At 45.6% G+C, this 14900-nt stretch carries 9 protein-coding genes; all 9 read left to right on the plus strand.

Annotated elements, in window-relative coordinates; genetic code table 11:
• Positions 1-9: 9 nt before the first annotated feature.
• The 9 genes from CSV76_RS06480 to CSV76_RS06525 all read left to right on the plus strand — a co-directional run bounded on the left by CSV76_RS06480 (position 10) and on the right by CSV76_RS06525 (position 14431).
• Positions 10-2247, plus strand: coding sequence for a (Fe-S)-binding protein (locus CSV76_RS06480; RefSeq protein WP_099625032.1), 2238 nt, complete (start codon positions 10-12; stop codon positions 2245-2247).
• A 159-nt stretch (positions 2248-2406) separates the two neighbouring features.
• Positions 2407-3597, plus strand: coding sequence for an acetyl-CoA C-acetyltransferase (locus CSV76_RS06485; RefSeq protein ID WP_085428123.1), 1191 nt, complete (start codon positions 2407-2409; stop codon positions 3595-3597).
• Between the two features lie 14 nt (positions 3598-3611).
• The gene (locus CSV76_RS06490; RefSeq protein WP_099625033.1) at positions 3612-4463 is read left to right on the plus strand and encodes a 3-hydroxybutyryl-CoA dehydrogenase; all 852 of its coding nucleotides are present in this window, start codon (positions 3612-3614) and stop codon (positions 4461-4463) included.
• A gap of 32 nt (positions 4464-4495) precedes the next feature.
• Complete coding sequence (locus CSV76_RS06495; RefSeq protein WP_085428125.1) at positions 4496-5632, plus strand: acyl-CoA dehydrogenase; 1137 nt, start codon at positions 4496-4498, stop codon at positions 5630-5632.
• A gap of 313 nt (positions 5633-5945) precedes the next feature.
• Positions 5946-7085: an acyl-CoA dehydrogenase gene (locus CSV76_RS06500; protein WP_085428126.1), complete on the plus strand. Its 1140-nt coding sequence runs from the start codon at positions 5946-5948 to the stop codon at positions 7083-7085.
• Between the two features lie 15 nt (positions 7086-7100).
• Entirely contained in the window at positions 7101-7718 is a 618-nt protein-coding gene (locus CSV76_RS06505; protein ID WP_085428127.1) for a TetR/AcrR family transcriptional regulator, read from the plus strand.
• 67 nt (positions 7719-7785) lie between these two features.
• Entirely contained in the window at positions 7786-11043 is a 3258-nt protein-coding gene (gene icmF / locus CSV76_RS06510) for a fused isobutyryl-CoA mutase/GTPase IcmF (RefSeq protein ID WP_099625034.1), read from the plus strand.
• 1051 nt (positions 11044-12094) lie between these two features.
• Positions 12095-12658, plus strand: coding sequence for a DNA-directed RNA polymerase subunit delta (gene rpoE, locus CSV76_RS06520; RefSeq protein WP_085428129.1), 564 nt, complete (start codon positions 12095-12097; stop codon positions 12656-12658).
• Positions 12659-12829: 171 nt separating this feature from the next.
• Positions 12830-14431, plus strand: a complete 1602-nt coding sequence (locus tag CSV76_RS06525; protein WP_085428130.1) for a CTP synthase — start codon at positions 12830-12832, stop codon at positions 14429-14431.
• Positions 14432-14900: the final 469 nt, after the last annotated feature.

A 14900-nucleotide genomic window follows, 5' to 3' on the forward strand; every position in this document is an offset into this window, starting at 1 on the left:
GAGAAAGAGATGAACACACTACTCATCGCAAACTGGGTATTATTTGTAGCAGTCGTCGTATACGGCTTCGGTCTATTCCTATATCTATTAAAAACCCGATACGAATTCATTCGACTGGGGAGAAAAGAAGAATTCGACAACGACATCAAAGCGCGTTTGAAAAAAATCTGGGTCTATGTATTTGGACAAAAGAAACTATTGAAAGATAAAAAGAGTGGGGCTATTCACGTCATGTTCTTCTATGGCTTCCTACTCGTACAATTTGGCGCTATCGACCTGATCTGGAAAGGATTAAAGCCGGGTTCACATCTGCCACTGGGCCCGTTGTATCCAGCATTTACATTCTTCCAAGAGATCGTCGTATTCGTCATACTAGTAGCGGTCGTCTGGGCATTCTATCGTCGTTACATGGAAAAGCTTGTTCGTCTAAAACGTGGTTGGAAATCAGGTCTAGTTCTTATTTTTATCGGACTACTGATGCTCTCCACACTAGTCGCAAACGGCGCGAACATGATTTGGCACAATGAAGGCACGACATGGACAGAGCCAATGGCGTCAATCATCGCAACGGTGTTCAGCGGAGTACCTACAGGCGTAGCCGTCACGATATTCTTTATCGGTTGGTGGGTACACTTACTGACATTGCTGACGTTCTTAGTGTATGTGCCACAATCCAAGCACGCGCACTTGATCGCAGGTCCAGCAAACGTGTATTTCCATCGCTTGGATCACGCAGGTCGTTTGAAGCCTATCGATTTTGAAGCGTTGGAAGAAATTGAAGACGAAGAGGACATGCCACCACTAGGTGTTGGTAAGATCACGGACTTCACACAAGCGCAAATGATCGACTTTTATGCATGTGTAGAATGTGGACGCTGTACGAATATGTGTCCTGCAACAGGTACAGGTAAAATGCTGTCACCGATGGACTTGATCACGAAACTTCGTGACCACCTGACAAACACAGGAGCGATCATGACGAAGCAACAGCCGTGGGTACCTCAACTCATGTTTAAAAACTCACAAGGAAATCAATTGGCACTCGCTGCTACGGCAGAAGGAATGACAATGGATGAACTATACAATCCTTCATTGATCGGCGATGTCATCACAGAAGAAGAGATCTGGGCATGTACAACGTGCCGTAACTGTGAAGACCAGTGTCCGGTTATGAATGAACACGTAGATAAAATTATCGACCTTCGCCGTTATCTTGTTATGACGGAAGGGAAGATGAACCCGGATGCACAGCGCGCGATGACAAACATCGAACGTCAAGGTAATCCATGGGGTCTTAACCGTAAAGAGAAAGAAAACTGGAGAGATGCACGTCCAGACTTGCACATCCCGACAGTGAAAGAAGCGAAAAAAGCTGGAGAAGACTTTGAATACTTACTATGGGTAGGTTCCATGGGAGCATTCGATAACCGCTCACAGAAAATTGCTCTATCGTTCGCACATTTATTGAATGAAGCAGGGGTAAGCTTCGCGATTCTTGGTAACAAAGAGAAGAACTCTGGGGACACACCACGTCGTCTCGGAAATGAATTCTTATTCCAAGAGCTCGCTACAGCGAATATCGCAGAATTTGAAAAAGCGAACGTTTCAAAAATTGTTACAATCGATCCGCACGCTTACAATATTTTCAAAAATGAATACCCTGACTTCGGTCTGCAAGTCATCGTGAAACACCATACTGAATTACTTCATGAATTGGTGATGGCAGGCAAACTTGTACCGAAACATGCAATCGATGAAGTGATCACATTCCATGATTCTTGTTACTTAGGACGCTACAACGATGTCTATGATCAGCCGAGAGAAATACTTAAAGCGATTCCAGGTGTTACACTCGTTGAAATGGAACGTAACCGTGAAGACGGTATGTGTTGTGGAGCTGGTGGCGGAATGATGTGGATGGAAGAAGATACAGGGCAGCGCGTTAACGTTGCACGTACTGAACAAGCGCTGGAAGTCAGCCCAGGAATCATCTCCTCTGGATGTCCGTATTGCTTGACGATGCTATCCGACGGAACGAAAGCGGTAGAAGTCGAAGATCAAGTCGGCACATACGATATCGCCGAACTATTAGAACGCTCTATTTTTGGAGAACACGAAACAGTGGCTGAACCTGTAGTAGAGGAAGAAGTAGTTGTACAAGAAGAAGTGCTTGCAGAGCCTGAATTGGCTGTAACGGTTGAAACAGAGGATGAAGCACCGAAAAACGACGATGGAAAACAAGATTAAAATTATTGCGAATACCGTGTAAATACCGTACAATTAAGAGTATCTAAAACGCTAACATGCAACTGAATAGATAAATGAGAGGGTCTTCGTGCCCTCTTCTTTATTAGACAAATATCGAGCGAGCGTTCAGTCAGTACACAAAATAGGAGGAATTTGAAAATGAGAACAGTAATCTTACAAGGTGCTAGAACACCATTTGGAAAACTAAGCGGTGCATTGCAGTCCCAAACAGCAAGTGATCTTGGTGGTATCGCAATAAAGGAAGCGCTTTCACGCGCTGGAGTACAAGGCGATGAAGTAGACGAAGTCATCATGGGAACAGTATTGCAAGCAGGCCAAGGTCAAATTCCTTCCCGTCAAGCAGCTGTCAAAGGCGGCATTCCATACGGCGTTAAAACAGAAACAATTAATAAAGTATGTGCTTCAGGCATGCGCAGTATCACACTTGGTGATCAGCTCATCCGTCTTGGCGATGAGACGACAATCGTCGCAGGCGGTATGGAATCTATGACCAATGCACCGTATTATGCAAATGTCCGTTCAGGTTTGAAAATGGGTGATAGCACATTGGTAGATGGCATGATCTATGATGGACTAACATGTTCATTCTCCGAAGGCAATGTCCACATGGGCACATACGGAAACAGCACAGCAAACGACTTCTCTGTGAGCCGTGAAACGCAGGATAAATGGTCACTACGCAGCCATGAACGTGCGCTTGCAGCAATCGATAACGGATTATTCGCAGAAGAAATCGTTGGAGTCAGCATTCCACAACGTAAAGGCGATCCGATCGTCGTAACGGAAGACGAAGGTCCACGTAGAGGTAGCTCGCTTGAAGCGCTAGCTAAATTGCGTCCGGCTTTCGGTAAAGAAGGCAGTGTCACAGCAGGAAATGCACCAGGCATCAATGACGGAGCGTGCGCGGTTGTCTTAATGAATGAAGAAGAAGCGAAAAAGCAAGGCAAAGAACCACTTGCGGTTATTCTCGGGCACGCAGAAGTCGCGATCGAACCAGAACGTTTCCCTGAAACACCAGGTCACGTCATCAAGGCATTACTTGAGAAAACAGGTAAAACTGCAGACGAAATCGATCTATACGAAATCAATGAAGCATTCGCAGTCGTTGCGCTTGCTAGCTCACAAATCGCTGGACTCGATGAAGAAAAAGTTAATGTCAATGGTGGAGCAGTCGCACTAGGACACCCAATCGGTGCAAGTGGAGCGCGTGTTGTGCTTACACTAGCAAATGAATTAAAACGTCGTGGTGGCGGAATCGGTATCGCAGCAATCTGTTCAGGTGGCGGCCAAGGCGATGCCATCATGATTGAAGTACCTAAAACTAACTGATTGGGGGATTCCAAATGACAATTGAACATGTATTCGTAATCGGTGCAGGACAAATGGGTGGAGGAATCGCCCAGGTCTGTGCACAAGCGGGCTATCAAGTGACACTTCATGATCTAAATGAAGAAGCGTATGATCGAGGTTTTAAGGTCATCACGAAGAACTTGGAACGCAATGTGGAAAAAGGTCGTATGACAGAAGAAGAAAAAGAAACGGTTCTAGGCCGTTTCACGAAATCGACTGATATGCAAAATGCCAAAACTGCCGACATCGTCATCGAAGCGGCAGTTGAAAATATGGCGGTTAAATCAAAGATCTTTACAGAACTGGATGAAATTACGCCAGAGCATACAATTCTTGCGACCAATACGTCTTCGTTGCCAATCACAGAAATTGGTGCAGCAACAAAACGCCCAGGTAAAGTAATCGGCATGCACTTCATGAATCCGGTACCGGTCATGAAGCTCGTAGAAGTCATCCGAGGACTCGCAACAGATGATGATGTCTATCAAGCGGTCGAAGACATGACGAAAAAGCTCAATAAAACACCAGTTGAAGTGAATGACGCACCTGGATTTGTTGCAAACCGTGTGCTGATGCCGATGATCAACGAGGCGATCTTTACATTATACGAAGGCGTCGCAACGAAAGAAGCAATTGACGATGTCATGAAAATGGGGATGAATCATCCAATGGGGCCCCTGCAGTTGGCAGATTTCATTGGACTCGATACATGCCTCTACATTATGGAAACACTGTATGAAGGATTCGGCGATTCAAAATACCGACCATGTCCATTATTGCGTAAGTACGTAAAAGCAGGCTGGTACGGTAAGAAAACAGGTCGCGGTTTCTATACCTACGAATAAATTGATTAAGCTGAAAGCAAGAGGTGAGAAGGATGGACTTTACATTAACAGAAGAACAACAAATGATGCGCCAAATGGTTCGTGATTTCGCAAAGAACGAGATCGAACCTTGGATTCCTCGGATGGAAGATGGGGAGTTTCCACGTGAACTACTAGAGAAAATGGGCGAGCTTGGATTGATGGGGATTACAGCGCCTGAACAATATGGAGGTTCAGAGATGGACTTCCTGTCATATATCATCGCGATTCACGAATTATCGAAAGTCAGCGCCGTCATGGGCGTCGTGTTGTCTGTCCATACTTCTGTTGGAATGAATCCAATCCTCTACTTCGGTACGGAAGAACAAAAGAACCGCTACTTGCCGAAGATGGCATCAGGTGAATACCTTGGTGCATTCTGCCTGACAGAAGCATCTTCTGGGTCAGACGCAGGTTCATTGAAAACAAAAGCGAAGCGAGTCGACGACCATTACGTGATCAACGGCTCTAAAATGTTCATTACAAACGGTGGAGAAGCAGATGTCTACATCGTCTTTGCCAACACGGCTCCTGAAAAAGGAACGTACGGCATCACCGCATTCATCGTCGACCGAGATACACCGGGATTATCGATTGGCAAAGACGAAAAGAAAATGGGCCTACATGGATCACGTACCGTCGCGCTGAGCTTCGACAATATGAAAGTACCTGTTGAAAATAGGCTTGGTGAAGAAGAAGGCGGCTTCAAAATTGCCATGGCCAACCTCGACGTAGGCCGAATCGGAATCGCAGCCCAATCACTAGGCATAGCAGAAGCCTCACTAGAAGCCGCTGTAGATTACGCAAAAGAACGCGAACAATTCGGCAAACCAATCGCCGCCAACCAAGGCATTGGATTCAAACTAGCCGACATGGCAACCGCAACAGAAGCGGCCCGCCTACTAGTCTACCGCGCAGCGTGGCTACGAACAGAAGGCAAACCATGCGGCAAAGAAGCCTCCATGGCCAAACTATTCGCATCCCAAGCAGCCGTAGACAACTCCATAGAAGCCGTCCAAGTATTCGGCGGCTACGGCTACACCAAAGACTACCCAGTAGAACGCTACTTCCGCGACGCAAAAGTATGCCAAATCTACGAAGGCACAAGCGAAATCCAAAAAGTAGTCATCGCCAAGCACGTTACGAACTAACAAACTGTCAATGCACGGTTCGACCCTCAATTTAGGCGAACAGCGTAATATTTATTAAAATATACTAATTTCAATGACATTACATTGCTTGATAGATTTATACGTAGGGATTGGAGCGGAAGACGGGCGACTCCTGCGGGAATAGCATGAGCCTTGAGACCCCGCAGGTAGCGAAGCGGACGAGGAGGCTCAAGCCATGCCCGCGGAAAGCGTCCCGTCTGGAGCTCCAATCCCCAACCACTATCCAAATTAAAGCTTTACGTAATCAGAACCGAGATTTTATTAACCAAACATAACAAGGGGTGGGAGAACAATGGACTTTAAATTATCAGAAGAACACGAAATGATCAGAAAAATGGTACGCGACTTTGCACAAAAAGAAGTAGCACCAACCGCAGCACAACGAGACGAAGACGAAACCTTCGACATGGACATCTTCCACAAGATGGCCGAACTCGGACTCACAGGCATTCCATGGCCAGAAGAATACGGCGGCATCGGCAGCGACTTCCTAGCCTACGTCATCGCAGTAGAAGAACTATCCCGTGTCTGCGCATCCACAGGCGTCGTCCTGTCCGCACACACATCTCTAGCAGGATGGCCACTATACAAATACGGCAACGAAGAGCAAAAACAAAAATACTTACGTCCACTTGCAGAAGGTTCGAAAATGGGCGCATACTGCCTAACAGAAGCAGGTTCAGGCTCAGACGCAGGTGGCATGAAAACTACGGCAAAGCTTGACGGTGACGACTACGTGCTAAACGGCTCGAAAATCTTCATCACAAACGGCGGAATTGCCGACACATATATCGTCTTCGCTGTAACGGATCCCGAATCCAAACATAAAGGAACGAGCGCATTCATTGTAGAAAGCACATTCGAAGGTTTCTCTGTAGGGAAGAAAGAGAAGAAAATGGGTATTCGTTCATCGCCTACAACAGAAGTTGTACTCGAAAACTGTCGCGTACCGAAAGAAAACCTTCTTGGGGAAGAAGGCGACGGATTCATTATTGCGATGAAAACACTTGACGGTGGACGTAATGGGATTGCAGCTCAAGCAGTCGGCATTGCACAAGGCGCACTCGACGCTGCTGTCGATTACTCAAAAGAGCGTACACAATTCGGTAAGCCAATCGTTGCGAATCAAGGTATCAGCTTCAAATTGGCGGATATGGCAACTGCGACAGAAGCTTCTCGTCTATTGACATACCAAGCAGCATGGCTTGAATCCAATGATCTGCCATATGGTAAAGCATCTGCCATGGCCAAACTAATGGCTGGTGATACAGCGATGAAAGTGACTACTGAAGCGGTTCAAGTGTTTGGCGGCTACGGTTATACGAAAGATTATCCGGTAGAACGCTATATGCGTGACGCGAAAATTACGCAAATCTATGAAGGTACACAAGAAATTCAACGTCTCGTCATTTCTCGTATGCTGACGAAATAACAGGGGGTCTACCCAATGCCAAAACATGAAGTGAAATCTACTGTCAAAGATGAAGAGCTTATTCAGAGGAGACGCGAACAAATTAGTCGAGGCGCTGTTAAGCTGTTTATCAACAAAGGGTTTCACCGTACGACAACACGTGAAATTGCCAAAGAAGCCGGCTTCAGTATAGGGACGCTGTATGAGTATATCCGGACAAAGGAAGATGTCCTGTATCTCGTTTGCGACAATATTTACAATGAAGTCAAAATCCGTCTTTCTGAACTCGACACGAATGATAAAACGATAGAAGGATTGCGCGTGGCGATTTCGCGATATTACGAAGTGATCGATCAAATGTCCGATGAGTTCCTCGTCATGTACCAGGAGTCAAAATCCTTGCCGAGAGAAGCATTGCGCTACGTTCTAACGAAGGAGCTGGAGATGGTTGAGCAATTCGAGACGATCATCCGCCGATGCATGGAAGCGGGAAATCTGCGTATTGGACCGGATGAAGTATCGTTGACAGCGCACCATATTTTAGTATCGGGTCAAATGTGGTCGTTTAGAAGATGGGCACTGCGCAAAGAATATTCATTGCAACGCTATATCGATATACAAACAGAGCAAATTATTAAAGGGCTTGAAAAGTAAAACACTTGCAGACTCCGCTGTGACGAGTTCATAGCGGCGGTCGGCATGTACGAAAGGCGGAAGGCAAATGGCAACTGAAGAAATATATAAACCGAAACATCATATTCGTTTTGTGACGGCATCCAGTTTATTCGATGGACATGATGCATCCATCAATATTATGCGGAGAATTTTACAGTCTACAGGAGCAGAAGTCATTCACCTCGGACATAACCGATCGGTTGAAGAAGTTGTAAACGCTGCCATTCAGGAAGATGTACAAGGAATTGCGATGTCATCCTATCAAGGTGGCCACGTCGAGTACTTCAAATACATGTATGATTTGTTGAAGGAACGGGGTGCTTCCCATATTAAGATATTCGGCGGTGGTGGAGGAGTCATCATCCCGAAGGAAATCAAAGAGTTGCATGATTACGGTATTGAGTGGATCTTTTCGCCAGAAGACGGTCGAAAACTAGGTCTGCAAGGTATGATTAATAAAATCATGGAACTATCGGATTTCTCCACGACTCCCGAAAGCGAAGAAGCCAACCTGGAACAACTGACAGCAGAAACGCCAGGTATCCTAGCCAATCTAATCACATATGTTGAAGAAAAACATTTGAATAAAGACGAAGCGACGGAGCAGTTGCTTGATCATGCACGCTCCATGTCGAAGCAAACGCCGGTACTTGGAATCACAGGAACAGGCGGAGCGGGTAAAAGTTCATTGACAGATGAATTGATTCGACGTTTCTTACGCGAATTTCCTGACAAAAAAGTTGCAATTCTTTCCGTTGATCCAACGAAACAAAAAACAGGAGGCGCATTGCTTGGTGACCGAATTCGTATGAATGCGATCTTCAATAACCGTGTCTATATGCGTAGTCTGGCAACACGAGGATCTCGCTCTGAGCTGACAACTGCCATTCATGATGTGCTCGATGTCACAAAAGCAGCTGGCTATGACTTAATCATCGTCGAAACAAGCGGAATCGGGCAAGGAGATGCGCGCATCACGGATATTTCCGACGTGTCGATGTACGTGATGACGAGTGAATTCGGTGCACCGACACAACTTGAGAAAATCGACATGATCGACTTTGCGGATTTGATTGTTATCAATAAATTCGAACGTAAAGGTTCAGAAGATGCATTGATTCAAGTACGCAAGCAATATCAGCGCAGTCACTTACTGTTTGATAAGGATCTTGAAACGATGCCTGTCTACGGTACGATCGCAAGCCAGTTTAATGATAAAGGTACAAATACGTTATTTGCGGCGCTTGTCGATAAACTGAATAAAGCAACAGATTCCGACTGGACGACAAGTTATACTGACTTTGTCACGAATCAAAAACAAACGGTTATTATTCCACCTGACCGCAGCCATTACTTGCGTGAGATCGCATCTACTATCCGCAACTACCATGCGAAATCCAAGGAACAAGAAGAACTGGCGCGTCGCGTGTTCCAATTAGAAGGTGCTATAGAAGCTGTAAAAGAAGCCGATTCCAATGAAGCACTACTGGATTCATTGAACAGCTTGAAAGCGGGCGTCGAAGAGCAACTGACATCCGAAACGAAGCGCACCCTCAAAAACTGGGGGCCGCTGCGCGAGTCTTACGAGCAGGATGAATATATAACCAAAATCCGTGACAAAGAGATACGCACGGCGCTCAACACGATCAGCCTGTCTGGTTTGAAAATCCCGAAAGTGGTCTTGCCGAAGTATAAAGACTATGGAGAAATCCTTCGCTGGGTAAACAGCGAAAACGTTCCTGGTTCATTCCCGCACACAGGAGGCGTATTCCCATTCAAGCGTGTAGGGGAAGATCCACGTCGTCAATTCGCTGGTGAAGGAACACCGGAACGTACGAACCGTCGTTTCCATTACGTATCAAAAGATGATGATGCGAAACGTTTGTCTACGGCATTCGACTCCGTGACGTTATACGGTGAAGATCCAGACGAACGCCCTGATATTTACGGGAAAGTAGGAGAGTCCGGAGTAAGTATTTGTACGCTAGAAGATATGAAGAAGCTTTATGATGGCTTTGATCTTTGCTCGCCTATGACGTCTGTTTCGATGACAATCAATGGACCGGCACCGATAGTTCTGGCGATGTTCATGAATGCGGCTGTTGATCAGCAAGTACGCAAGAAGGAAGAAGAATTAGGTCGTACGTTAACGGTAGAAGAGTTCACGGAAGTACGCGAGATGACGTTCCAAACAGTTCGCGGTACTGTGCAGGCAGATATTCTAAAAGAAGACCAAGGACAGAATACATGTATCTTCTCTACAGAGTTTGCTTTGCGCTTAATGGGCGATATCCAGCAGTACTTCATCGATAAAAAAGTTCGTAATTATTATTCTGTATCCATTTCGGGCTACCATATTGCAGAAGCGGGATCGAACCCGATTTCTCAACTGGCTTTCACGCTTGCAAACGGCTTCACATATGTCGAGTACTATTTAAGCCGCGGAATGAATATCGACGACTTTGCACCGAACTTGTCTTTCTTCTTCTCAAACGGTCTTGATCCAGAATACACAGTAATCGGTCGCGTCGCACGTCGTATCTGGGCGATCACAATGCGCGATAAATACGGTGCGAATGAACGCAGTCAGAAACTGAAATACCATATTCAAACATCTGGCCGCAGTTTACACGCGCAAGAAATCGACTTCAACGACATCCGTACGACATTGCAGGCATTAATGGCATTGCAAGATAACTGTAACTCGCTGCATACTAATGCGTACGACGAAGCGATCACGACACCGACGGAAGAATCTGTTCGTCGTGCAATGGCGATCCAGATGATCATCATGAAAGAGCACGGCTTGTCGAAAAACGAAAATCCACTACAAGGCGCATTTGTCATCGAAGAACTGACTAGTCTAGTAGAAGAAGCGGTATTGCAAGAATTCGATCGCCTGAACGATCGTGGCGGCGTACTCGGGTCCATGGAGACTCAGTACCAGCGCGGTAAGATTCAGGAAGAGTCGATGTACTATGAAATGAAAAAGCACTCGGGCGAGCTACCGATTATCGGCGTCAACACGTACTTGAATCCGAATCCGCCGTCTGAGGAAGATATTGACAATATGGAAATTGCACGTGCGACTCAGGAAGAAAAGCAGATTCAAATCAGTAATCTGCGTGCATTCCATTCGACACATGCAGACGAGTCGGAGCAGGCGCTTGCGAGACTACAGGAAGTGGCGGTCACTGGCGGCAACGTCTTCGCTGAGCTAATGGAGACGGTCAAAGTCGCAAGTCTAGGCCAAATCACCAATGCTTTGTATGAAGTAGGCGGCCAGTACCGACGTAATATGTAACGCGTCTCGAAAAGGGGATGTCACAGAAGCCATAACTTCTGGCGGCATCCTCTTTTTTTAATGGGTATGTACTCATTTAAGTTCAAAAGCAATAGCTTTCGAATAGTAAATGAATTTGTGTGTACGAGGGGATGGAAGCTCCAGTTGGCGGACGCTTTCCCATGGGCTCTCGGTGAGCCGACCAGGTCGCAAGCTCCCTTTTGGTTGTCTCATCTTTCGAGCTGATCCATCGGGAAGAGCCGTAGCGAAGAACGGCTTTTGCGAGTAAAAGCGAAGCGTTAGGAGCACATCTTTGCACTTCGCCACCAACTTCCGCTTCCATCCTACGTCGAGAGTACGGATACTTAGATCACTCACTGTAGGTGGTGTGTAAATTATTGCTTTGTTTTAACTTCTTTAGATTCAAGAACTAATGTTTAGAAGTGTATTACAAAACTTACTTTAATGACTAACAAAAAGTATCAACCACTCTCATTGCAAAGGGATTGGAGCGTAGGAGGGGCGACTCTGGGAGGATCAGCGGGACAGGTGAAACACCCTGCGAGCGAAGCGAAGGGGTGTGGTTCACCGCCCGCCCTCCAGAACGCGTCCCCTCCGAAGCGCAAATCCCCATCCCAACACCACATCGGCTAATCAACTTCAAAGAGTAGACGAAACTCAACACAATGCTAAAATTCATTCCAACTCATAGTGGATAAATTAGCAAGTTAGTCAGTATAATGGAAACAACGAAGAAAAGGGGCGTGCTGAATGTGAGATGGTACTACCACGCAATTATAATAACTCTCTTAATTACGCTCACACTCATCTTCTACAACAACGGACTCGGCGCAATCCCCTTCACCATTGCGGCAGTCTACCTGGGGTATTTGACCATATCTGAGTATAGAAATATAAAGAGAAGTAAAAGAATGTAGCATATTGGAAGAAATAACGTATATAATGTACACTATGCTTATATGCTACAAGATAAAAAACGTCGATCGGCCAAATCATTCACTGACTTGGTCGGTTCCGCGTGTGATTGATAGAAGAAAGGACGTGCCATACATTGAATATCCATGACATGACGCAAGAAGAACTACTCGAAGAATCATTAATCAATATTACGCACCAAGTACTAACAGAACGCCGCGAATCCCTCACATTGGCAGAATTGATGGAAGAGTTCCGTAAACTTACAGGTATTACGGAAAAAGAATTGAAGGAGAAAGTTCTTCAATACTATACAGACTTGAACATCGACGGCAGATTCCTAGCTATCGAAGAAAATCGTTGGGGACTGCGTGAATGGTACCCAGTTGACCAGATCGAAGAAGAAACTGCACCAGTTGTAAAAGTACGCAAGAAGAAAAAGAAGAAAAAAGATTATGACGAAGACGATATTGAAGAAGACGATGACGAAGAAGAAATCTTCGATGAAGAATACGTTGAACTTGGCGAAGAAGACGATGACGTGGATGACGAAGAAGATGAAGAGGATGTAGTTGAAATCGAGGAAGATTTAATCGATCCTGATGACGACCTAGAAGTGATTCCTGAAGAAGAACTCGATATCGATGAAGAAGATGACGAGGACGACGAAGAAGACGAAGAGTATGAGGAAGAGAAATAATCGGACTTGACTTTTAGTGCCTAAAAATATAAGATTTGGATGGGCTCCTGAAAAGGACACATGAATTCGTGTATACGCGCTCCTTATTGTAGTTACGCTACAAACGGGGCGCTTTTTTGATTTTATATTGACCCTACTAGCATGGAAAAAGAATAAATGGAGGCACTACACATGACAAAATATATTTTTATTACAGGCGGCGTCGTCTCTTCTTTAGGTAAAGGTATCAACGCAGCATCACTTGGACGTTTACTTAAGAATCGTGGTTTGAAAGTAACGAACCAAAAGTTTGATCCCTATATCAATATTGACCCACGCATGATGAGTCCGTACCAGCACGGTGAAGTTTTCGTAACTGAAGACGGAGCGGAAACGGATCTTGACATCGGTCACTACGAGCGTTTCATCGACATCGAGTGTAACCGTTACTCCAACGTAACGATGGGGAAAGTCTATGATTTAGTATTACGTAAAGAGCGCTCAGGCGAATATAATGGTGCAACTGTACAGGTTATTCCGCACATTACCAATGAAATCAAAGAATTGATTAAACGTGCCGGCCAAACATTGAATGCAGATGTCGTCATTACAGAAATCGGTGGTAGTGTAGGCGATATCGAATCATTGCCGTACCTTGAAGCGATCCGCCAATTGAAGACAGATCTTGCAAAAGATGATGTGATGTACATCCACAACACGCTTATTCCTTATTTGCATGCAGCGGGTGAAATGAAAACGAAGCCGACACAACATAGCGTAAAAGAATTGCGCAGTCTCGGAATCCAGCCGAACATGATCGTTGTGCGAAGCGAATATCCAGTGCCACAAGAAATGAAAGACAAGATTGCGTTATTCTGTAACATCAAATCAGAAGAAGTAATCGAAGCTCTTGATGCGGAAACATTATACGAAGTACCTCTTCGTTTGCATGAGCAAAACATGGATCAGCTAGTTGTGGATTACTTAGGTCTTGAAACACCACAGCCTGAACTTTCTGAAGTGGAAGAACTAGTGAAGTTGGTTAAATCACTGAAAGAAACAGTGAGAATCGGTTTAGTTGGTAAGTATGTAGAATTGCAAGATGCATACATTTCCGCAGTAGAAGCTATGCGTCATGCCGGATATGCATTCGACGCGGACATCGATATTAAGTGGATCAACTCTGCAGATGTGACGTCTGAAAACGTAGCAGAACTTCTTGGAGATGTTGACGGAATTCTAGTACCAGGCGGCTTCGGAGATCGTGCTATCGATGGTAAAATCGAAGCTATCACGTATGCACGTGAACAGAAGATTCCATTCTTCGGTATTAGTTTAGGCCTACAGTTGGCGGCTACTGAAATCGCACGTAATGTGATTGGGCTAAAGACTGCTCATTCACTCGAGTTCGATACAGAGACAGAGCACCAAATGACAACGTTCCACCCAGATTGTCGTACAGCACGCGAAGCGGACAGCACATTACGTTTAGGTGCTCATCCATGTAAGGTGTCTGATAACACGAAGGCATCTGCGGCATATGGTGAGGAGTTAGTGTACGAGCGTCACCGTCACCGTTATGAAATGAACTTGGCGTACCGTGCGCAATTGGAAGAGGCAGGTTTCATCGTTTCGGGAATCAGCCCGGACGGTCGCTTGATCGAAATTATGGAATTGAAAGATCATCCATACTTCGTCGCGTGCCAGTTCCACCCAGAGTTTGCATCACGCCCGAATCGTCCATCACCACTAATCCGCGAATTTATCCGCGCGGCGCTTGAGCATAAAAACTAAAAAGTATGCCCACAGAAGATTTTTCTTCTGTGGGCATTTTTGACTTTGGGTATTTAGAATCTTTGTAGAAGTAAGGGATAGTTTGAGAGTGCGAGGGGATGGAAGCTGCAGCTGGCGGAAGCTTTCTCATGGGCTCTCGGTGAGCCAACTGTTCGCTAGTGCAAAGATGTGCTCTTAACGCTTCGCTTTCACCCGCAAAAGCCGTCCTTCGCTACGGCTCTCGCTCTCTTTTGGTTGTCTCACTTGATCGAGCTGAACCATCACGAGTCACCGTCAGCTATCCGCTCATAGAATCCGTTTAAGCGCTCATAGAACACATTTTGCGCTCTATAGCACGCGCTATCCGCTCTATCAGACGCCACGAGTGCTCATGGATTCATCTAAGTGATCATAGAACCTTGATAACCGCTCATAGCCTCGAAAGTTCAACACCTTGCCAGCTACTATACGTCTACTCACTCAGATTTTG

The organism is Sporosarcina sp. P17b (assembly GCF_002743115.1).
Classification (GTDB): domain Bacteria; phylum Bacillota; class Bacilli; order Bacillales_A; family Planococcaceae; genus Sporosarcina; species Sporosarcina ureae_C.